Annotated in this window: 15 protein-coding genes; 11 read left to right on the top strand and 4 right to left on the bottom strand. The window is 69.2% G+C overall.

Translation table 11 applies throughout. The annotated features are described in order from the left end of the window. Window positions 1-141 precede the first annotated feature (141 nt). The 3 genes from ACZ5ZX_RS06900 to ACZ5ZX_RS06910 are packed head-to-tail and all read left to right on the top strand — an operon-like array spanning window position 142 to window position 9,190. Window positions 142-1,725, top strand: coding sequence for a (2,3-dihydroxybenzoyl)adenylate synthase (locus ACZ5ZX_RS06900; protein WP_465501079.1), 1,584 nt, complete (start codon window positions 142-144; stop codon window positions 1,723-1,725). Next, window positions 1,722-2,891 carry a cytochrome P450 gene (locus ACZ5ZX_RS06905; RefSeq protein WP_465501080.1) on the top strand — a complete coding sequence of 390 codons (1,170 nt, stop codon included), beginning with the start codon at window positions 1,722-1,724 and terminating at the stop codon, window positions 2,889-2,891. Before ACZ5ZX_RS06900 ends, ACZ5ZX_RS06905 begins: the two co-directional genes overlap by 4 nt. Window positions 2,892-2,905: 14 nt before the next feature. Next, complete coding sequence (locus ACZ5ZX_RS06910) at window positions 2,906-9,190, top strand: amino acid adenylation domain-containing protein (protein WP_465501081.1); 6,285 nt, start codon at window positions 2,906-2,908, stop codon at window positions 9,188-9,190. A 16-nt stretch (window positions 9,191-9,206) separates the two neighbouring features. On the opposite strand, the gene ACZ5ZX_RS06915 is transcribed toward ACZ5ZX_RS06910, so the two are convergent. Both ACZ5ZX_RS06915 and ACZ5ZX_RS06920 read right to left on the bottom strand, forming a co-directional pair. Then, a complete protein-coding gene (locus ACZ5ZX_RS06915) occupies window positions 9,207-9,644 on the bottom strand; it encodes a VOC family protein (RefSeq protein WP_465501082.1) in 438 nt (145 codons plus the stop codon). A 399-nt stretch (window positions 9,645-10,043) separates the two neighbouring features. Next, on the bottom strand, window positions 10,044-11,300 hold the full coding sequence (locus ACZ5ZX_RS06920) for an HNH endonuclease signature motif containing protein (protein WP_465501083.1): 1,257 nt from the start codon (window positions 11,298-11,300) through the stop codon (window positions 10,044-10,046). Between the two features lie 477 nt (window positions 11,301-11,777). Here ACZ5ZX_RS06920 and ACZ5ZX_RS06925 point away from each other — a divergent pair, with 477 nt between their 5' ends. The 7 genes from ACZ5ZX_RS06925 (at window position 11,778) to ACZ5ZX_RS06955 (ending at window position 18,593) form a co-directional block, all read left to right on the top strand. Next, window positions 11,778-12,518, top strand: a complete 741-nt coding sequence (locus ACZ5ZX_RS06925) for a class I SAM-dependent methyltransferase (RefSeq protein WP_465501084.1) — start codon at window positions 11,778-11,780, stop codon at window positions 12,516-12,518. Further along, window positions 12,499-13,593 (top strand): FecCD family ABC transporter permease, encoded by a 1,095-nt coding sequence (locus ACZ5ZX_RS06930; protein ID WP_465501085.1) that lies wholly within the window; start codon window positions 12,499-12,501, stop codon window positions 13,591-13,593. Before ACZ5ZX_RS06925 ends, ACZ5ZX_RS06930 begins: the two co-directional genes overlap by 20 nt. Beyond that, window positions 13,593-14,381 carry an ABC transporter ATP-binding protein gene (locus tag ACZ5ZX_RS06935; protein WP_465501086.1) on the top strand — a complete coding sequence of 263 codons (789 nt, stop codon included), beginning with the start codon at window positions 13,593-13,595 and terminating at the stop codon, window positions 14,379-14,381. The genes ACZ5ZX_RS06930 and ACZ5ZX_RS06935 overlap by 1 nt, the downstream gene beginning before the upstream one ends. Continuing rightward, window positions 14,378-15,361 (top strand): ABC transporter substrate-binding protein, encoded by a 984-nt coding sequence (locus ACZ5ZX_RS06940; RefSeq protein ID WP_465501087.1) that lies wholly within the window; start codon window positions 14,378-14,380, stop codon window positions 15,359-15,361. Before ACZ5ZX_RS06935 ends, ACZ5ZX_RS06940 begins: the two co-directional genes overlap by 4 nt. A 5-nt stretch (window positions 15,362-15,366) precedes the next feature. Further along, entirely contained in the window at window positions 15,367-16,425 is a 1,059-nt protein-coding gene (locus ACZ5ZX_RS06945; protein WP_465501088.1) for a cysteine synthase family protein, read from the top strand. Further along, a complete protein-coding gene (locus tag ACZ5ZX_RS06950) occupies window positions 16,422-17,612 on the top strand; it encodes an ATP-grasp domain-containing protein (protein ID WP_465501089.1) in 1,191 nt (396 codons plus the stop codon). Before ACZ5ZX_RS06945 ends, ACZ5ZX_RS06950 begins: the two co-directional genes overlap by 4 nt. A 66-nt stretch (window positions 17,613-17,678) precedes the next feature. Further along, window positions 17,679-18,593, top strand: a complete 915-nt coding sequence (locus ACZ5ZX_RS06955) for an SDR family NAD(P)-dependent oxidoreductase (protein ID WP_465501090.1) — start codon at window positions 17,679-17,681, stop codon at window positions 18,591-18,593. A 2-nt stretch (window positions 18,594-18,595) separates the two neighbouring features. Here the strand turns inward: ACZ5ZX_RS06955 and ACZ5ZX_RS06960 are convergent, their stop codons facing one another. Continuing rightward, a complete protein-coding gene (locus tag ACZ5ZX_RS06960) occupies window positions 18,596-19,189 on the bottom strand; it encodes a hypothetical protein (protein WP_465501091.1) in 594 nt (197 codons plus the stop codon). A gap of 55 nt (window positions 19,190-19,244) precedes the next feature. Next, window positions 19,245-19,862, bottom strand: a complete 618-nt coding sequence (locus ACZ5ZX_RS06965) for a TetR/AcrR family transcriptional regulator (protein WP_465501092.1) — start codon at window positions 19,860-19,862, stop codon at window positions 19,245-19,247. A gap of 94 nt (window positions 19,863-19,956) precedes the next feature. Here ACZ5ZX_RS06965 and ACZ5ZX_RS06970 point away from each other — a divergent pair, with 94 nt between their 5' ends. Then, window positions 19,957-20,661 carry an SDR family NAD(P)-dependent oxidoreductase gene (locus ACZ5ZX_RS06970; RefSeq protein WP_465501093.1) on the top strand — a complete coding sequence of 235 codons (705 nt, stop codon included), beginning with the start codon at window positions 19,957-19,959 and terminating at the stop codon, window positions 20,659-20,661. Window positions 20,662-20,846: the final 185 nt, after the last annotated feature.

Here is a 20,846-nt window from a genome sequence, read left to right on the forward strand (position 1 = left end):
GCCCGGTGGGCCGGGGGGGGGGTGGACGGTCCCGGGGTGTGGGTGTGGGCGTTGCGCTTTAACACCTCAACCCCCACCCCCCCACCACCCCGACCCACCCGCCACCGTCACTCACTCACTCACTCTCCGAAGGACCCGTTCATGGAAGGTTTCACCGGCTGGCCGGCCGAGTTCGCCGACCGCTACCGCGCCAAGGGGTACTGGCAGGGCCGTCTGCTCGGCGCGATCCTCACCGACGGCGCCGCGAAGTGGCCGGAGCGCGTCGCACTCGTCGACGGCGACCGCAAGTGGACTTATCGACAATTGGCCGCCTGGGCGGAGCAAGTGGCGGGAGGCCTCCACCGCAGGGGAATCGGCCGGGGCGACCGGGTCCTGGTCCACCTGCCGAACTTCGCCGAGTTCGTGGCGCTGGTCTTCGGCCTGTTCCGGGTCGGGGCCGTGCCCGTGCTGGCCCTTCCGCCGCACCGGGAGAACGAGATCACGCATCTGGCCGACCTCTCCGAAGCGGTCGCTTATGTCGCCCCGGACGTCCACGGCGGCTTCGACCATCGGCCGCTCGCGCGGAAGCTGACCGGGGTCGAGCACGTGTTCATCGTCGGGGAGCCTCAGGAGTTCACGGCGTTCCGGGAACTGGCCGGAGAGACCACTGTGGACATTCCGGAACCGGAACCCGGTGATGTCGCGGTCCTCCTGCTGTCCGGCGGGACCACCGGACTGCCGAAGCTGATCCCGCGCACCCACGACGACTACCACTACAACCTGCGCGCCAGCGCCGAAGCGGCCGGATTCGACGGCGGGACCCGGTATCTCGCCGCGTTGCCCGCCGCGCACAACTTCGCCTTCGCCTGTCCCGGCGTCCTCGGCACATTTTGGGCGGGCGGCACGGTGGTGCTGACCACGACGGCCGATCCCGAGACGACCTTCGGGTTGATCGAGCGCGAGAAGATCACCGCCACCGCGCTCGTACCGCCGCTGGTCCTGGTCTGGCTGGACGCGGCGGAGGAGAGCGGCGTCCGGCTGAGCAGCCTGCGGCTGGTCCAGGCGGGCGGCGCCCGGCTCAAGGACGAGGCCGCGCGCCGGGTCCGCACCGGTCTGGATTGCAGGCTCCAGCAGGTGTACGGGATGGCCGAGGGGCTGCTCAACTACACCGGTCTCGACGATCCCGAAGAGCTGATCACCGGCACCCAGGGGCGTCCGCTCAGCCCGGACGACGAGGTCCGCGTGGTCGATCGCGACGGGAACCCGGTCGCCGACGGCGAGGTCGGGGAACTGCAGGTCCGCAGCCCGTACACGATCCGCGGCTACTACCGGGCCGCCGACCACAACAAGAAGTCGTTCACCGAGGACGGTTTCTATCGTTCCGGCGACCTCGTCCGGCGGCTGCCCGGCGGTGAACTCGTCGTCGAAGGGCGAGTGAAGGACGTGATCAACCGCGGCGGCGACAAGGTCCCGGTCGAGGAGGTCGAGAACCTGCTGCTGACCCACCCCGGCGTGCACGACGTCGCGATCGTCGGCGTCCCCGACGACGTGATGGGCGAACGCACCTGCGCCTTCGTCATCCCCAAGGGCACCCCGCCCACCAGACGCGATCTCGTGGCGCATCTGACCGGACTCGGCGTGGCCGCGTTCAAGATTCCGGACAGGGTCCGCGTCGTCGAGTCCTTTCCCCGCACCGGCCTCGGCAAGGTCGATCGCGCCGCACTCGGACAGGAGGTCCGCTCATGACGCCGTTCGACTATCCCTTCAACACCTTCACCGGGCTGGAACTCGCGGACGGCTACACCGACGCCCGCGACCGGCCGGGACTGACCAGGGTGCGACTACCGCTCGGCGAGCCCGCCTGGCTGGTGACCCGGTACGAGGAGGCCAAACAGGTCCTCGCCGACCGTCGTTTCAGCCGGGCGGAGGCCCACCGGCGTGACGCGCCGCGCACGCTGTCCCGTATCCCCGGCGGGATCGTGACCATGGACCCACCGGAACTGACGAGGATCCGGGGGCTGGCGGTGAAGACGTTCACCCCGCAGCGGGTCGAACGGCTCCGGCCGCATGTCCGGCGGCTGGCGAACGAGCTGATCGACCTGATGGAGGACGTCGGCGCGCCCGCGGATCTGGTCAAGGACTTCTCCCTGCCCATCCCGATTTCGGTGATCTGCGAACTGCTCGGGGTGCCGGCGCGCGATCACGAACGGTTCCGGCTGTGGAACGACGCCCTGCTCGCCACCGATCTCCCGCCGGAAGAGGTGCAGCGCAACCTCGGCGAGCTGGCAGGCTACTTCACGCGGCTCATCGCGGCGCGCCGGGAAGCACCGACCGAGGATCTGATCTCGGCGCTGGTCGAGGCGTGCGACGCCGACGACGAACTGTCCGAAAAGGACCTCATTCTGCTGTGTGTCGCGCTGCTCGTCGCCGGCTACGAGGCGACGGCGTCGCAGATCCCGAACTTCCTCCATGTCCTGCTGCGGAACCCGGAGCAGCTCGCGCGTCTGCGCGCCGATCCGGAGCTGATCCCGGACGCGGTCGAGGAGCTGCTCAGGTTCGTCCCGCTGGCGTCGAGCGCGATGTTCGCGCATTACCCGTCCGAGGATGTCGAAGTCGGGGAAACGCTGGTACGCCGGGGAGAGCCGGTGCTCGTGTCGATCGGCGCGGCCAATCGGGACGCCGCGCGGTTCCCCGCACCGGAAGAGCTCGACCTGGACCGGAACGCCCAAGGACATCTGGCCTTCGGCTACGGGATCCACCACTGCGTGGGCGCGCCGCTCGGCCGGATCGAACTGCAGGAAGCCCTGCGGGCTCTGCTGACCCGGCTGCCGGGCCTGCGGCAGGCGGGCGAGATCGAATGGAAGACCGCGACGTTCTTCCGCGGGCCGCTGACCATGCCCGTCACCTGGTGAGAAAGGACTTCTCCGTGTCTTTCGAAGCTCTGCGCGGGCAGGTCGCCGAACTGCTCGAACTGGACGAGATCGGCGCCGACGACAACCTGATCGAGCTGGGGATGGACTCGATCACGATGATGCGGCTGGCAGGCGGCTGGCGGAAGGCCGGGAAGAACGTCAAGTTCGCCGACCTGGTGACCACGCCGACCCTTTCGGCGTGGGAAAAACTCCTCGCCGACGAGACTCCCGAACCCGAACCGGCACGCCGGTCCACTGTGGATGAATCGGGTACTTTCCCGCTGGCGCTGATGCAGCACGCCTACTGGGTCGGCCGGGAGCCGGGGCAGCGGCTCGGCGGGGTCGCGGCGCACTTCTACCACGAATTCGACGGCGTCGGCGTGGAGCCGGACAGGCTGGAGCAGGCGGTGCGCGCCGTGCTCGCGCGGCACGGGATGCTGCGGGTGGTGATCAACGACGACGGCACCCAGCGGATCGCCGAACCGGGTGGCTGGCCGGGTCTGCGGGTCCACGACTTCCGTGACGCCACCGACCTGTCCGTGCTGGACGATCTTCGCGATCGGCTGTCCCATCGCCGGATGGACATCGGCGCGGGCGAGGTGTTCGACGTCCAATTGTCGCTGCTGCCGGAAGGCCGCACGCGGACGCACGTCAACCTCGACATGGTCGCGGCCGACGCGCTGAGCCTGCGGGTCCTGCTCGCCGACCTCGCCCGTGCCTACCGGGGCGAGCCGTTGCCGCCGCTGGAGTACAGCTACCCGCGTTACCTGGCCGAGCGCCGCCGGGCGGGAGCTGGGGCGGAGTACTGGCGGGACCGGTTGCCGACCCTGCCGGGCGCCCCGCAGCTGCCGGTCGCCGGGCAGCTCGGCGAGACCGCCCGGGTGACCCGGCACCACCGGAAGCTGACCGCGGACGACGTCCGGACCTTGGAGAACGGCGCCCGGCGGAACGGGCTGACCACCGCCATGGCGCTGGCCGCGGTGTTCGCCGAGACACTGACGGCGTGGAGCGCCGAGCCCCGGTTCCTGCTCAACCTGCCGCTGTTCGACCGCGATCCGCTGCACGCGGACGTGGACGCCCTCGTCGGCGACTTCACGTCGTCGGTCCTGCTGGAGTGGGACGGAAGCGTGCCGGGCACCTTCGCCGAACGGGCACGGCGGCTGCAGGACCGGTTCCACACCGACGTCGCCTACACCGGCTACTCGGGTGTCGAGGTGCTGCGCGATCTTTCGCGGGCGCACGGGGAACAGGTGCTCGCGCCGGTGGTCTATACCAGCGCGCTCGGGCTGGGCGAGTTGTTCTCCCGCGACGTCCGCGAGTGTTTCGGTGACGCCGTCTGGATCATCTCGCAGGGGCCGCAGGTGTGGCTGGACGCGCAGGTCACCGAACTCGACGGCGGTCTGCTGGTGAACTGGGACGTCCGCGAGGACGCGTTCGTCCCCGGTGTCCCGCAGGCGATGTTCGACGCCTACGGCCGGTTGCTCGACCGGCTGCTCGCCGGTTCCGAGGCCTGGTCGGAGCCGGTACCGCCGTTGCTGCCGTCGTCTCAGGCCGAGGTGCGCGCGGTCGCCAACGACACCACGATCGAGCGGCCCGCGCATACGCTGCACGAACCGTTCTTCTCGCTCGCCGAGGCGAATCCCGGCGCTCCCGCGTTGTGGTGGGAGACCGATGGAGTCATGACTTACGGTGAACTTTCCGCGCGGGCGCTGGAGGTCGCGGGGTATCTGCGTTCTTGCGGAGCCGAGGCCGGTGACCTCGTGGCGATCTCGTTGCCCAAGGGGCCGGAGCAGGTCGTCGCGGTGCTCGGGGTGCTCGCGGCGGGCTGCGCGTATGTGCCGATCGGGGTGGGCCAGCCGCCCGCGCGCCGCGAACGCATTCTCTCGTCGGCGGGCGTCCGGTTCGCACTCGACTCGCTCCCTTCGTCCGGGGATCCCTTGGCGAGACCCGAGTTCGGCGCGGAACTCGCGTATGTCATCTACACCTCCGGCTCGACCGGGGAGCCGAAGGGCGTCGAGATCTCACATCGTGCTGCGGCGAACACGATCGACGACCTCAACGCCCGCTTCGAGATCGGCGCGGAGGATCGCACGCTGGCGTTGTCCGCGCTGGAATTCGACCTCTCCGTGTACGACATCTTCGGTCCGCTGTCGGCGGGTGGCGCGGTGATCTGCCCGCGTGACACCGGCCGCCGGGACGCGACCGTCTGGGCGGAGCTGGCGCGGCGGCATCACGCGACGGTGCTCAACTGCGTCCCCGCCCTGCTGGACATGCTGATGCTGGTGACCGACAAGCTGCCACTGCGAGTGGTGCTGCTCGGCGGCGACCGCGTCACCACGGATCTTCCCGGCAGGCTCGCCGCCCGCGCGCCGGGCTGCCGGTTCGCCGGTCTCGGCGGGACGACGGAGACCGCGATCCACTCGACGGTGCTCGAAGTCGAGGCCGTCGATCCACAGTGGACTTGCGTACCGTATGGGACACCGCTGGACAACGTCGTCTGCCGCGTGGTGGACGGCCTCGGCCGGGACAGGCCGGATTGGGTTCCCGGCGAGTTGTGGATCGGCGGCGCCGGTGTCGCGCTCGGCTACCGGGGCGATCCGGACCGCACGGCGGATCGCTTCGTCGAGGTCGACGGCACACGCTGGTATCGCACGGGTGACCTCGCCCGGTACCTGCCGGACGGCACGCTGGACTTCCTCGGCCGCGCCGATCATCAGGTCAAGCTTCGCGGGCACCGGATCGAATTGGGTGAGATCGAAGCCGCGGTCACCGAACACCCCGAGGCGTCCCAAGCCGTCGCCGTCGTGACCGAGGACGGGCGGCTGGCCGTCGCGGTGGTCGGTACTCCGGAGGGGCTCACGGACTTCCTCGCGCGACGGCTGCCCACGCCGATGCTGCCGGACGTCGTCGTCACGCTCGACGCGTTTCCCCTGACCGCAAACGGAAAGATCGATCGCACGGCGTTACGGCGGATGCTGGCCGAGCACCGCGACGAGCGTTCGGTCACCGCCCCGGAAGGTGAGATCGAACGACTGGTCGCCGCCGCGTGGGCCGAGATCCTGCCCGGGTCCGAGATCGGCCGCGAGCACGATTTCTTCGCGCTGGGCGGGGATTCGCTGCTGGCCACGCGGTTGATCGGCAGACTGCGCTCCGACGGCCTGAGCGGGGTTTCGCTGAGCGCGTTGTTCGCCGCCCCGGTTCTGGCGGACTTCGCGGCTTCTCTCGCGCTCGACAAGTCCACTGTAGACAGCGGAGTGCTGGTCGCGGACCCGGCGAACCGGCACGAACCGTTCCCGCCGACACCGGTGCAACGCGCCTACTGGCTCGGCCGCGACAGCGGGTTCACCCTCGGCGGTATCGGCTGTCATTTCTATCGTGAGTACGACGTCGACGATCTTGACGTCCCACGGCTGGAGATCGCGCTCGACAAGCTGATCCGGCGGCACGAAATGCTCCGCGCGATCTTCGACGAGCACGGTGATCAGCGGATCTTGCCGGAAGTGCCGTGGCTGCCGGTGGAAGTGACCGACGAGCCGCCAGAGGCACTGCGGGAGTCGTTGTCGCACCAGGTGTTCGACCCGTCTTCCTGGCCGCTCTTCACGGTTCGCGGGGTACGGCGAGGTACCCGGACCAGGCTCGCGATCGGCATGGACAACCTGGTGCTCGACGCGTTGAGCATCCTCACCTTCTACGCCGAACTTTCCGCCCTGTACGAGAACCCGGACGTCGAGCTGCCGCCTGTCGACATGTCGTTCCGCGATTACGTTCTCTCCACGCCACCACCGTCCGAGGCCGCGGAACGGTATTGGAACGAGCAGCTGCCGACGCTGCCGCCCGCGCCGCAATTGCCGCTGGCCAAGGAACCGGCCGAGGTCGGCGTTCCGCGCTTCAGCCGTCGCGCCGCCGTCATCGAGGCAGGCCGGTGGTCGAGGATCACCGATCTGGCACGCGAGCACGGCGTGACCCCGTCCGCGGTACTGCTGAGCGCGTTCTCCGAGGTGGTCGGCCGGTGGAGCGCCCGCGCCGACCTCACCCTGAACCTCACGCTGTTCGACCGCCGCGAGGTGCATCCGGACATCGGCCGGGTGATGGGCGACTTCACGTCGCTGCTGCTCGTCGGTTACCGGCCCGAGCGCGGCGACGGCTGGCTGGATCGCGTCCGCCGCGTGCAGGAGGAACTGTGGGCGGCGCTGGACCACCGCGACGTCTCGGCGGTACACCTGCGGCGAGAACTCGCGCGGACCACTGGTGATGCCGAGATCGTCATGCCGGTGGTGTTCACGAGCGCGCTCGGCTTCGCCACCGCCGATACCGGCGGGTTGTTCGCCGATCAGGTCTGGGGTGTCTCGCAGACGCCGCAGGTGTGGCTCGACCATCAGGTCACCGAGGTCGACGGCGGGATCGCGATCAACTGGGACGCCGTCGACGAACTGTTCCCGCCGGGGCTGCTCGACGCGATGTTCGAGGCGTACCTGAAGCTCATCGACCTGCTGGCGACCGAGGACTGGCGTGCCCCGGTGGCGGAGCTGCTGCCCGCCGCGCAGGCGTCGGTGCGGGCGGCGGTCAACGCCACGGAAGGCCCGCTGCCGGACCGCGCCCTGCACGCCGACTTCTTCCGGCAAGCCGCTTCGGACCCCGGCAGGGTCGCGCTGGTGGGGAGCCTGACGTACGGCGAACTGGCGGAACGCGCCCTGCGGATGGCGTCGGCGCTGATCGCCCAGGGCGCGAAGCCCGGCGACCGGATCGCGGTCGTCCTGCCGAAGGGCCCGGAGCAGATCGTCGCCGTGCTCGGCGTGCTCGCCGCGGGCTGCGCGTACGTGCCGATCGGCGTCGACCAGCCGCCCGCCAGGCGCAACCGCATCCTGAAGCTGGCGGACGCCCGGCTGGCGATCACCGATGACACGTCGCGGGCCGGCACGGCCGTCGCCGTCGTGCCGTCGGCCGCGATGTCGTTCGCGCCGCTTTCCACCCCGGCGGTCCCCGATCCCGACGAGCTGGCGTACGTGATCTTCACGTCGGGCTCGACCGGCGAGCCGAAGGGCGTCGAGATCACCCATCGGGCGGCGTTGAACACCATCGACGACATCAACGCACGCTTCGACGTCGGCCGGGACGACCGGGTGCTCGCGGTGTCCGCGCTGGACTTCGACCTGTCGGTGTACGACGTGTTCGGCCTGCTGTCGGCGGGTGGCGCCATCGTCACGATCGACGAGGACGCTCGCCGCGACGCGCGGCGCTGGCACGAGCTGGTGACCGAGCACGGGGTGACGATCTGGAACACCGTGCCCGCGCTGCTGGACATGTTGCTGGTCGTGGCGCCTTCGGTGCCTTCGCTGCGGCTCGTGCTGGTCTCCGGCGACTGGGTCGGCCTCGATCTGCCCGGCCGGGCCGGCGACCTCCGGTTCGTCGCCTTGGGCGGGGCCACCGAGGCGTCGATCTGGTCGAACTTCACCGAGGTGACCGAGGTCGATCCGGACTGGCGCTCCATTCCGTACGGGAAACCGTTGCGCAACCAGGCTTTCCGGGTGGTCGACGAGTTTGGCCGCGACTGCCCGGACTGGGTGCCCGGCGAACTGTGGATCGGCGGCGCCGGGGTCGCCCGCGGCTATCGCGGCGCCCCGGACCTGACCGCCGACCGGTTCGTCGAGGTCGGCGGCGCGCGCTGGTACCGGACCGGCGACCTCGGCCGATACCGGCCCGACGGCACCCTGGAGTTCCTGGGACGGCGGGATCAGCAGGTGAAGATCCGCGGCTACCGTATCGAGCTGGGCGAAGTCGAGGCCGCACTGCTCGAAGCCCCCGGCGTCACGCAAGCCGTCGCCGCCGTCCACGGCACGGGCGCGGACCGGCGACTCGTCGCGGTGATCACCGGAGAGTCCGATGTGGACGCTGTGCTCGCCGACGCCGGTACCCGGCTGCCCGCGCACATGGTCCCGGACAGGCTCGTCGTGGTGGACCGGATCCCGTTGAGCGCCAATGGAAAACTCGACCGGGCCGCGGTTGCCTCGCTGGCGGCACCGGCTCCTGTCGAGGCCACGGAGATGCCGCGAGGGGAGTGGGAACAGGCGGTGGCGGCACTGTGGCGGGAACTGCTGGGGGTCGAGACCGTCGGACGGCGGCAGAACTTCTTCACGCTCGGCGGGGACAGCCTGCGCGCGACCCGGATGCTGGAGACGGTGCGGCAGCGATACGACGTCGTGCTGCCGCTGCGGTCGCTGTTCGCTGCGCCCACGGTGGAGGGCGTCGCGCGGGAGCTGGCGGCCCTGGTGCCGGAGGAGTCGGAGGAGGGAAGCCTCTGACGCCTCCGGCTCGACGTCAGTTCTTCTTCAGCTCCTCGGCGAGCATCACGAGGATGCCGCTGGGACCGCGGAGGTAGGTGAGCTTGTAGATATCCTCGTAGGTGGCCACGCCGCGAAGCGGATGGCATCCGTGTTTCGCGGCTACCTCAAGAGCTTTGTCGATGTCGTCGACCGAGAAGGCGACGCGGTGCATGCCGATCTCGTTGGGACGGGTCGGCTCCGTCTCGATCGCGTCGGGGTGGATGTACTCGAAGAGCTCAAGGCGGCCGTTGCCGTCCGGAGTCTGGAGCATCGCGATTTTGGCGTGGTTGCCGACCAGGCCGACGGCGGTGTCGGTCCACTCACCGCTGACCGTGTCACGGCCGATGACCGTGAGGCCGAGGTCGGCGAAAAAGGAGATCGCTGCTTCGAGGTCGTGAACGGTGATGCCGACGTTCTCGAGTTTGATGGGCATGTGCCGCATGTTAGCGAGCCAGGCCGATCGGGTCCGGTGATGCGCTGGAACTCGATCGAACAAGTCCGGTGTGTGAGCGTGGCTACGGTGGGGCTGGTCCTCTGTTTGGGAGCGGCCGTTGGGTGAGCGTGGCATGCCAGGCTCCTCAAGCCCAACACTGAGCTCTCAGGGCCCGCCGCGTTTGACTTGTTGGGGCGTCTGGTCGAGGCCGCTGGTTCCCGCTGTGTCGCGAAAGCGACTTTCGCGACATGAGAAGCAGCGGGGGCGGCAACACAGTGTCCATAAAGGATGCCCGATTTCGCATCGTCCGAATAGGGGCGTGTGGCTCGGTACTGGTCTGTGGGCATGCCGAGGGGCCCGTCGCCGGTGTGGCTGGCGGGCTCCTCGGGTCATGCAGGGTTAAGCGGCGCGATGCAGGGTGTTGCGCCGGGGTCTTCGTAACGGATCCAAATACTGGGGTGGTGTGAACTCCGGTAGCCCGTCGGGAGCCATGCGGACTTCCCAATCCCCGTGGTGGATCAGCCGGTGATGAAAACCGCAGAGCAGGGTGAGATTCCGTAGATCAGTGGGGCCGCCATCGGCCCAGTGATCGATGTGGTGGGCGTGGCAGCGCTTCGGCTGCCGGTGACAGCCCGGGAACGCGCAGCCCCGGTCCCGGATGTTCAACGCCCGGCGTTGCCCGGGGGTGACGAACCGTCGCAGCCGCCCCATATCGAGGGGTTCCCCAGAGGCGCTGAGAACGACCGGCAACATCAGGCAATCACAGGCGGCCAGTCGGGCTTCGCGGGCGGTCATCTGGCCGACGAAATCCAGGCACGCGGTCCCGATCCCGGTCTTGAGTTCGTCGAGCCCGATGGTGACGTGGAGCAGGGTGCGGTACCCGCTGGTGCCGGGCTGGTCCGGGCAGGCGATCGCCAAATCCAAAATCTCGGCAAAGGCGTCACCCTGGCGCTCCGCCTTGGTGCGCGGGTCGGCCTGGCCGAACTCATCGACCGGGCGTGGCTTGGCGTACGCGTCGAGCACGGCTGCGGTGCGGGCACCCAGCTCGTCGTCGAGGAGGCCGGTGAGTTTCCAGAAACCGTCCTTGCGGCGTTCCAGGCTGACTTCCCGTGTGGGCTGGGCGGGTTCGGGATCCTTCGGCTCCTTGCCATCCGGGTCGAGCCAGCCCAGCAGGTTCCCCTCGGCCTTCCCGAGCTGTTTCGGCCCTGCCTCCCGGGCAAGATCAGCCAGGATCTTCTCCGCGTACTCCCGGTCCCCTGGGGCCGTATCCGCCGGGATCTTCTTCAGAATCTCGAGGATCTGATCGATCCGATGCTCCCCGATCACACCCTCAGCAGCCGCCGCCGCGGTCGCCGGAGCGAACGCCGGGATCTCGGTGCCATCAAGTGCGCGGGTCGGGTTCAGCGCGATCGCGCGCCGCACGATCGCGCCCGCCTCACCCCGGGTCAACCCCGCCACATCAGCAAGCCACGACGCCGTCGAACCGTAGCCATACAAATCTTTCGGGCCACGAGACTCGATCTCCGCCACAAACCGCCCCAACGCGGCGGAGGCGATCCGGATCACCTGCAGAGTGTGCTGCACGCCATGGGCAAGCTCCAGCCTGCCGGCACGCCACAACTCCTGCGGGAGTTCAGGAAGAAAAGTCTCGGACACCTCTCAATAATACCAAACAATGCTCGAACAGGTGTTCGTAATTTTACGCAACAATGAACCAGGTTCATTGACCACTGAAGAGTGATATCACCAGGTAAACACGGCTACCGTGCGAAGCTCCGCATTTAGCCGACTAAATGCGACGAGAGGGTGACGTGACACCGCACCCGCGTGCTCAGAACCGGAACTCGCGTGCATGGAGCCGAAACACCGAGCGCGGGCTCCAAGCAGGCGAGTTACGTGTTCGGGCACCCCAGCACCCCAGCACCCCAGCACCCCAGCACCCCGGCACCCCGGCACCCCGGCGAACAGGACCGCCCCGCTCACCCGACGACACCTTGGCTCACAGCGGTGCACACAGCGTGGCCAACCGACCGCCCGTGATCACTCCACGAGAAAGGTCGGAACGCCGGGAACCGAGGACCACCTCTCGACGACTTGTGGGGCTGAATCATGCGGCCGGGCGAGCGGAGAGAGATGCACTGGTACGAGGACGACGACCTGTGGGTCGGCTTCGCGGACGTGATGTTCCCGCCCAGCCGGGCCGACGAGGCCGAACGCCTGATGGCCACGTCACCGCTGCTCAAGGTCACCGACGGTACGAAGGTGCTCGATCTGGCCTGCGGCCCGGCGATCCACGTCGTGCCGCTGGCGAAGAAGGGTGCCGACGTGGCGGGCGTCGACCTCAGTCCGGCCATGCTCGAACGCGCGCGTGAGGCCTGCGAGAACGCGGGAGTCGCCGCGAAACTGATCCAGGCCGACATGCTCGAGTACGTCGAGCCGGGCGCGTACGACCTGATCATCAACATGTACACGTCGTTCGGCTACTTCACCGAGCCCGGCGACAACCTCACGGTGCTGCGTAACGCCTTCACCAGCCTCGCGCCCGGCGGCAGGCTGCTGATCGACGTGCTCGGCAAGGAGGTGCTGGCCGGTTGGGTCGGCCGCCCGCAGGCGGTCGACATCGACGGCGGGACGGTGTTCATGCGCGACACCATTCTCGACGACTGGACCCGGCTCAGGACCGACTGGACGCTGGTCCGCGGCGGCGAAGCCAGGCAGGCGTCGATCCTGTCCTTCCTCTACAGTGCCGCGGAACTGAAGACGCTGTTCGAGACGGCGGGCTTCACCGGCGTCGAGTGCTTCGGTGACTTCGACGGCTCGCCCTACGATGATCACGCGCGCCGCCTGATCGTGCGTGGTGAACGTGACGGCTGAGTCTCTCCGCCTCTTCGCGGAGCCCGACGACGAGACCGCCCGTTCGCTCCGGCTCACCGGCCCGGTGATCCTGCTGGCCGCGGCGCTCCTGCTGTCCCTGATCGCGGGCATCGCGCTCGGCCCGACCACCGTCGCCCTCCCGGATGTGCTGCGCTACCTGGGAAAGGCGATCACCGGCGGCACCATTTCCGCCGACGAGGTCACCGGGTACTCGATCGTCTGGCAGGTCCGCACCCCGCGCGTGCTGCTCGCGGCCGTGGTCGGGGCGGGGCTCGCGGTGGTCGGGGTCGCGGTACAGGCGCTGGTGCGCAACGCCCTCGCCGATCCGTTCGTGCTCGGGATCTCCTCCGGCGCTTCGGTCGGTGCCGCCGCGGTCGTGGTGTTCGGCCTGTTCGCCGGACTCGGCGTGCTGGCGCTGTCGACGGCGGCGTTCCTCGGGGCACTGTGCGCGACAGCGCTGGTCTACCTCGCCGCCCGCAGCAAATTCGGGTTGACACCGCTGCGTCTCGTGCTTACCGGGGTCGCGCTCACCTACGCCTTCCAGGCGGTGATGAGCGTGCTCGTCTACCTCTCGCCGAACGGTCAGGCCGCGCAGACCGTGCTGTTCTGGCTGCTCGGCAGCCTCGGCGCGGCGACCTGGGCGTCCTTGCCGCTGGCCGCGCTCGGGGTGGTGGTCGCGATCGTGGTCCTGCTGCGTTACGGCACCGCGCTCGACGTCCTGTCGATGGGCGACGAGACCGCGATGAGCCTCGGCACCGACGCCGCCGCGTTGCGCCGCTGGCTTTTCCTGCTCACCGCGATCGTCACCGGGTTGCTGGTGGCGGTGAGCGGATCGATCGGGTTCGTCGGGCTGGTGCTGCCGCATGTGGTGCGGATGGTCGCCGGTTCGGGGCACCGCCGTGTGCTCGCGCTCGCGCCGCTGGTGGGCGCGGTCTTCCTGGTGTGGGTCGATCTGCTCGCCCGCACCCTCGTCGCGCCGGAGGAACTGCCGCTCGGCGTGATCACCGCGCTGATCGGAGTCCCGGTGTTCCTCGTGGTGATGCGGCGCCGCGGCTACGCGTTCGGGGGCCGCTGATGTTGTCGCTGCGTGAACTGTCGGTCGAGGTGGCCGGGTCGACGTTGATCCGCGCGCTGAACCTGGACGTCGGCGCGGGCGAGGTCGTTGGCCTGCTCGGGCCCAACGGCAGCGGCAAGTCGACCGCGTTGCGCTGCGTCTACCGGGCCTTGGCGCCGTCCGGCGGTGCGGTCCTGCTCGACGGCGCCGACCTCGCGGAACAGGGCCTGCGCGACACCGCACGCCGGATCGCCGCGCTCACCCAGGACAGCCGCGCGGATCTGGACTTCACCGTCGAGGAGGTCGTCGCGCTCGGCCGCTCACCGCATCAGCGCGGCAATCTCCGGCTCTCGGCTCGCGAACGCGCGTTGTGCCGGGAAGCGTTGCGGCGCCTGGACATCACCCACCTGGCCCAGCGCAGCGTGCTGACGCTCTCGGGCGGTGAGCGCCAGCGGGCCCTGGTGGCGAGGGCGCTCGTCCAGGAGCCCGAGGTGCTCGTCCTCGACGAGCCGACCAACCATCTCGACGTCCGCCACCAGGTGGAACTGCTCAAGTTCCTGCGTGACTGCGGGCTCACCGTGCTCGTCGCGCTGCACGATCTGAACCTCGCCGCCGCCGTCTGTCACCGGATCGCGTTACTGCACGACGGCTCCCTTGCCGCCTGCGGCACCCCGGCCGAGGTGCTCACACCCGAAACGGTCCGCGCGGTGTTCGGCGTCGAGGTCACCCAGGTGACCCATCCCGTGACCGGTGCGCTCCAGCTGCTTTACGACCTTCCCGCCGAAGAAACCGAGGGGATCTCACGATGAAGCCGTCCAGGGTGACCGCGCTCTTCGCCGCGGCACTGCTTTTGAGTGCCTGCGGTGCCCAGGTCGAGGCCGGACCGGCCGCGGCAGCGCAGGCCACGGTGACCAACTGCGGCGCGCAGGTCACCTTCCCGGCGCCGCAGCGTCCGGTGGCCTACGACGTCTCCGGTGCCGAGAAGATGTTCGCGCTCGGCCTCGCCGGCCGGATGCGGGGTTACGTCATGAACTCGCTCGGCGACCCGTCGATCGCCGGATCACCGTGGAAGGACGATTACGCGCGGGTCGAACGGCTCGGCACCTCGCGGATCACCCGCGAGATCCTCGTCAACGCCAAGGCCGACTGGGTGATCGCGGGCTGGAACTCGGGGTTCAGCGAAGAACGGGGGATCACCCCGAAGCTGCTCGACCAGGTCGGCATCCGCAGCTATCTGCACACCGAGACCTGTTGGGAATATCCCACCGCGAAGGCCGAGGTGACCCCGCTGGAGGCGCTCTACACCGATCTGCGCAACCTCGGCGACATCTTCGGCGTCCGGCAGCGGGCCGACGAACTGGTCGCGGAACTCAAGGGACGCTTCGACAAGGTCCGCGCCGGGACGCCGAAGACCCCACCCGCCAAGGTGTTCGTCTACGACTCCGGCACCGACCAGCCGTTCACCTCCGGGAAACACGCCGCTCCCAACGACATCATCGACGCGGCGGGCGGTACGAACGTCTTCCTCGACCTCCAGGACGGCTGGGGCAGCGTCGGCTGGGAAGCGGTGGTGAAGGCCGAGCCCGAGGTGATCGTCGTCGTGGACTACGCCGATCAGCCCGCCCAGGACAAGATCGCCTTCGTCAAATCCGCCCCTCAGCTGAAGAACACGCCGGCGGTGCGGGACAACCGGTTCCACGTCATCTCCTACGGCGACCTCGTGAGCGGCCCGCGTAACGCGCGAGGCGCCGAGTCGCTGGCCGCCTACCTGCGCTCGATCGGCCGGTGACCGCGATGCCCGTCGAGACGGTCCCACTGGTTCACGAGCACGTCACGGACGCGATCAAGACCCCGGCACTGATCCGGCTCGCGCCCAACGTCGTACTCCTCCGGTTCGAAACCCTCAAGGTCTACGCGGCGCTCGGCGCGGTCCGCTCGCTGCTCGCCGACGGCATCGTCCGAAAAGGACAGACGCTGATCGACAGTTCCAGCGGGATCTACGCGCTCGCGCTGGCGATGGCTTGTCACCGCCACGGTCTGCGCTGCCATATCGTCGCGTCCACCACCGTCGATCTCACCATGCGTTCCCAGCTGGAGATCCTGGGCGCGACGGTGGACCAGATGCCGCCGTCGGAGGACCTCCGGCTCGACCAGCGGCGCCGCGTGGCGCGGGTACGAGAACTGCTGGAGCGTCATCCGGACATGCACTGGATGCGCCAATACCACGATCCTGTGCACTACCTGGGCTACGGCGAAGTCGCCGACCTCGTCGCCCGCGCGTTGCCGTCCGGGCCGCTGGCCGTCGTCGGCAGTGTCGGCACCGGCGCCTCGACCGGCGGGATCGCGCGGTCGCTGCGCGAACGTGATCCGGACGTCCGCCTGACCGGGGTCCAGCCGTTCGGCAGCGTCACCTTCGGCAGCGAACGGTTCACCGATCCGGACGCGATCATCGCGGGGATCGGTTCGGCCATCCCGTTCGACAACGTCGATCACGAACTGTACGACCGGATCCACTGGCTGGACTTCGTGCACGCGATGGCCGCGACCGTCGGCCTGATGCGCGAACACGCCGTGTTCGCCGGGCTCTCCACCGGCGCGGCGTACCTCGTCGCCGGCTGGGAGGCCGCCCGGAATCCGGACCGGACCCATGTCGTGATCGGCGCCGACACCGGACATCGTTACACGGCAAGGGTCTTCGCCCGGCATCGAGAGGCACTCGACCCGGCGGGCCTCGCGCCGCGCGAGATCGCGTCACTGGACGACCTGACACCGCCGTGGGCGGCGATGGACTGGCGCCGCCGCCGATTCGGGATACCCACACAGCCGCTGTACGGGAAGGAGCGGGCGTCATGAGCGTCGTCCTGTTGGAAGCACTCACCTTCGGCCTTGGCAGGCTGGCCGACGCGGCGGCGGAGGCCGGGCGGAAGCTGGTGCTGTTCACCGGAAACCGGGACATCTACCGCTACGAACTCGGCGCGCTCGCCCCGGGCAGGGTCGAGGTCGTCGACATCGACACCACCGACATCACCGCTTGTGAAGCCGCGTTGCGTGCCATCCCGGACCTCGCCGGGATCATCAACTCGACCGACACCTGGGCACTGCCGGGCGCGGAACTCACCGCCCGGCTCGGCCTGCCCGGCCCCGACGCGGCGGCCGTCCGTGTGCTGCGGGACAAGGGCGCGGTGCGCGATCTGCTGTACGAACACGGGCTCACCCGCGGCCGTCCGGTACCGGTCATGGTCGCCGAAGAGCTCGGGTTTCCTTTGGTGGTCAAGGATTCCTCGGGAACGTCGTCACGCGGAGTATGGCTCGTGCGCGACGCGGCCGAACTCGAGCGAGCCAGGCTGGAAGCGAAGGACACGCCGCTCAAGGGGCATCTGATCGCCGAGCCCTACTTCGCCGGGCCGCTGTACAGCGCGGAAACCGTCACCTGGCAAGGACGGACCCGGCTGCTCGGGATCCTCTCCCGTCAGTTGTCGCCGGAACCCGTGCGCCGCGAGGAGGCCGCCGCGTTCCCGGTGGCCTTCCCGCACCCCGAGCGAGCCGAACTGGCCGGCTGGATCGGCCAGGTGCTCAAGGCCGCCGGACACGAACAAGGCTTCGCGCACACCGAATTCGTCCTCACCGCCGACGGGCCGGAGGTGGTCGAGATCAACATCCGGATCGGCGGGGCGATGGTCGGTGAGGCGCTGTGCCGGTCGCTGGGCACCAACGTCTATTCCGCGATGATCTCGATGGCGCTCGGTGAGGAACCCGCGTTGCTCACCCAGAACCTCGGCGAGGGGCCGGGCATCGGGTTCGTCCTGTCCTACCCGGCCACGGAAGGCGTGCTGAAGGGCTGGTCGGGGCTCGACCGGCTGTCCGGCCTGCCCGGCGCGCCGGAGTGGTATCCGACGGCGAGCCCCGGTGACGAGCTCCGGCACCTCACGGATCAGCGGTCCTGTACCGGGATCGTGCTGGCCGAAGGGCCGACGGCGGAGCTCGCCCTGCATCGCGCGCTCGCCGCGGCGGGCGGGATCACCCCGGAGATCGGTTCTTGAGAGTTCTCTCAGATGGATAGTTCTACTTTCTGTTTCGGGAAGTAAAACTATCCATCTGGAGGGACTGTGGGCGAGGCAGTGGGCAGGCGCGCGGTGCTCGGCGGCGCGGCGGCGGCCGGTGTGGCGATGCTGGCCGCGAATACCGCGACGGCGCAGGAGGCCCAGCGAAGCAAGGGACGGTTCGCGGGCAAGGTCGTGATCATCACCGGGGCGACCTCGGGGATCGGCAGGGCGGCGGCCCTCGCCTTCGCCGCGGCGGGCGCGAAAGTCGGCTTCTGCGGCAGGCGCGAAGAACTCGGCCGAGAGGTCGAGCGGGAGATCCGGCGAGCGGGCGGGGAAGCGACCTACCTCAAGGCGGATGTCCGGGTGCCCGAACAGGTCCAGGCGTTCGTGGACGAGGTCGCCCGCCGGTACGGCAGGCTCGACATCGCGTTCAACAACGCCGGGATCCACCTTGGCAAACCGCTGCACGAGATCACGATCGACGAATGGGAGGACGTCCAGCGCACCAACGCGCGCGGCGTGTTCCTTTCGATCAAGTACGAGGTGCCGCATCTGCTGAAGGCGGGTGGCGGGGTGATCGTCTGCACCGCGTCCGCGCAGGCCGAACAGACCAGGCCGGGGCACGCCGCCTACACGTCGAGCAAACGCGCCGTGCAGGGTTTGGTGCGCGCGGCCGCGCTGGACTACGGCGCCAAGGGGATCCGGGTGCTGGCGATCGACCCTGGTACGACCGACACCCGGCTGGTGCGCCCGCCGGGTATCCCGGACGACCAGTGGGCGCGGTTCAAGCAGGCCTGGGGCCCGCTGAACGTCCATGGCCTGCCGAGGATGGGGGAGGCCACGGAGATCGCTTCGGCCGTGCTCGCGCTGGCGTCAGCGGACTTCGCCTATCTGACCGGGACTTCCGTTCTCGTGGACGGCGGGCTGAACACCGGGCGGCCGATGGTGATGCCGCCCGGGTTCACCCCGCCCGGCTGAGGTCAGGCGGGAACACACTTCTTGGCGGCCGCGGCGGCGGCCATCAGCTCCTGGGTCTCGATCTTGAGTGACGGCATCAGATCAGGAGTTTCCGAGAGCGGCTTCTGGGTGGCGTTCATCGCCTCGATCGCGGCGTCCATGGCCGCCCGGTTCCCGGAGTTCTCCAGTCGCTGCTTCCCGGCGGCCGCCGCGTCCCTCGCCGCGGTGTAGCGGTCCACAAGGGACTTCCGCACCGCGTCACCGCCGGGAATCGGCGACGGGGGCAGCGTGGTCAGCTCGTCGACGGCCTTGCCCGCGAATCCGGCGCGGATTCCGAGCTCTTCCTTCAGCGAGGCGCGGGTCACGTCGGTCTCCGACGGCTGTTTGGTCGCGTAGTCGTTGCTGGCCTTCAGGAAGCCGTACACCGCGCCGCACACCCCGTCGAGCCACGCGACGGTCTTGGTGTCCGGCGCGGCGGGCGAAGCCGGTCCCGACGCCGCGGCCGAGGACGGCGGCGTGACGGTGACCGTGGCCGGTGCCGCCGTCGGCTCGCCGGAACAGGCCGCCGTCGTGAACAGGGCCCCCACCAGGGCAACAAGCAGCAGTTTCGTCTTCATCGAATCTCCCCTCTCGCGGGAAACACGTTCCGGAGGGGCTGGGGGTTGCCTGCTTTCAGTCGCAATTTCCCATGAGCCGCGCCAGCTCTTCGCGGCCCAGCGGCGGTTCCGGCAACGGGCTCGCGGCGGAAGTGCGCATCCCGTCGAAAAGCAGGGCGAGATGGCGGCGCCAGACCTCCGGCCGGACGTGGCCGGTCGCCTCCACGGTGCGCGCGATTCCCCAGGTCACGAAGGCCATGTCCTCGAGGGTGAAGTCGGGGCGCAGCGCCCCGCTCTCCTTGGCGCGGTCGACGACGCGGGTCATCAGTTCGTACCCGCGTTCGTGATCGCCGGTCTGCGGCGGCCGGGTGGAAGCCAGCTCGTTGTAGCCGCGATCGGCCGCCTGCAGCTCGCAGATCCGTTCCACGAAAGACGTCAACCCGGCCCACGCGTCGTCGAGGCTCAGCGCGTGTTCGGCGATGCTCACGACGGTCTCGGTCCGGTCGGCGAACACCGCGCTCACCAGATCCGCGCGCCGGGGGAAGTGGTTGTAGAGCGTGCCGATGCTGACCCCGGCGGTCTTGGCGATCTCTTCGAGCGCGACGTCGAGGCCGCGCGTCGCGTAGAGCCCCCTGGCGGCCTCGACCAGCAGGTCCCGGTTGCGCTGGGCGTCCTTCCGCAGGGGTTTGGGCATGACGACATCCTAGCCAAGTTGAAGGTGGCCTCAAGTTGTGTGTACCTTCGAACAAGTTGAGGTCACCCTCAACTTGACCCTTCTGGGAGGACACATGACCAAGACGCTCGCGATCTTCGGCGCCGGACCGGTGCTGGGGCTCTCGCTCGCCCGCCGCTTCGGCCGCGAGGGCTTCCGCGTCGCCCTCGTCGCGCGGACCACCGAAAACCTCGACGCGCTCGTCGCCGAACTCGACCGTGACGGCATCGAAGCGAGCGGGTTCGTCGCCGACGTCTACGAACCCGCTCAGATCGCGACCGCCGTCGCCGCCATCGGCCGGATCGACGCGGTCGCCTTCAACCCCGGCGGCGGGAACATGGGCGAGGGCATCGCGCCGGTGCTCGACGTCGATCCGGACAACCTGCGGCTGATCCTCGACCGGTTCGTGGTGTCCGCGGTGGCGCTGGTGCGGGCCGTGCTGCCGGCCATGACCGAACGCGGCGACGGCGCGATCCTGTTCACCGCCGGGCAATCCGGGCTGCACCCGGCGCCGTTCCTCGGCAACGCGGGGATGGCACAGGCCGCGCTGCGGAACTACTTCCACAACCTGAACTCGGTGCTCGCCGAGAAGGGCGTCTACGTGGGAGCGGTCAATGTCGGCGCGCTGATCGAGGGCAGCGTTCCACATCGGACGCTGACGGCGGGCCCGCTGGATTTCGAACCCGAGGTGATCCACCCGGACGTCTTCGCCGAGGCCTTCTGGAAGCTCTACGCCACCCGCGAGGCTCCCGAAACACTGGTCGGTTCGTTCGGGAGGTGATCGGCGCGGATTGCGTAGGTCTCGATCTCGACCTTCATCTTCGGGTAGAGCAACGCCGATACCTCGACTGCCGGGGCGAGCCGCACATCATCGAAGGTGCTCACCGACGCGCGCACCGCCCGGCTGTAGCCCGAATCTGCTCGGTGTCGAGCGAGACGAGAGAGAAAGCCCAGCGCGGGAGTCCT

It is taken from the genome of Amycolatopsis sp. NPDC033938, from assembly GCF_055575975.1.

Coding starts and splice junctions, on each gene's coding strand:
- ACZ5ZX_RS06950 (WP_465501089.1), top strand. CDS start 16,422: ATGAGCGTCGTCCTGTTGGAAGCACTCACCTTCGGCCTTGGCAGGCTG.
- ACZ5ZX_RS06905 (WP_465501080.1), top strand. CDS start 1,722: ATGACGCCGTTCGACTATCCCTTCAACACCTTCACCGGGCTGGAACTC.
- ACZ5ZX_RS06945 (WP_465501088.1), top strand. CDS start 15,367: ATGCCCGTCGAGACGGTCCCACTGGTTCACGAGCACGTCACGGACGCG.
- ACZ5ZX_RS06925 (WP_465501084.1), top strand. CDS start 11,778: ATGCACTGGTACGAGGACGACGACCTGTGGGTCGGCTTCGCGGACGTG.
- ACZ5ZX_RS06960 (WP_465501091.1), bottom strand. CDS start 19,189: ATGAAGACGAAACTGCTGCTTGTTGCCCTGGTGGGGGCCCTGTTCACG.
- ACZ5ZX_RS06970 (WP_465501093.1), top strand. CDS start 19,957: ATGACCAAGACGCTCGCGATCTTCGGCGCCGGACCGGTGCTGGGGCTC.
- ACZ5ZX_RS06940 (WP_465501087.1), top strand. CDS start 14,378: ATGAAGCCGTCCAGGGTGACCGCGCTCTTCGCCGCGGCACTGCTTTTG.
- ACZ5ZX_RS06965 (WP_465501092.1), bottom strand. CDS start 19,862: ATGCCCAAACCCCTGCGGAAGGACGCCCAGCGCAACCGGGACCTGCTG.
- ACZ5ZX_RS06915 (WP_465501082.1), bottom strand. CDS start 9,644: ATGCCCATCAAACTCGAGAACGTCGGCATCACCGTTCACGACCTCGAA.
- ACZ5ZX_RS06935 (WP_465501086.1), top strand. CDS start 13,593: ATGTTGTCGCTGCGTGAACTGTCGGTCGAGGTGGCCGGGTCGACGTTG.
- ACZ5ZX_RS06900 (WP_465501079.1), top strand. CDS start 142: ATGGAAGGTTTCACCGGCTGGCCGGCCGAGTTCGCCGACCGCTACCGC.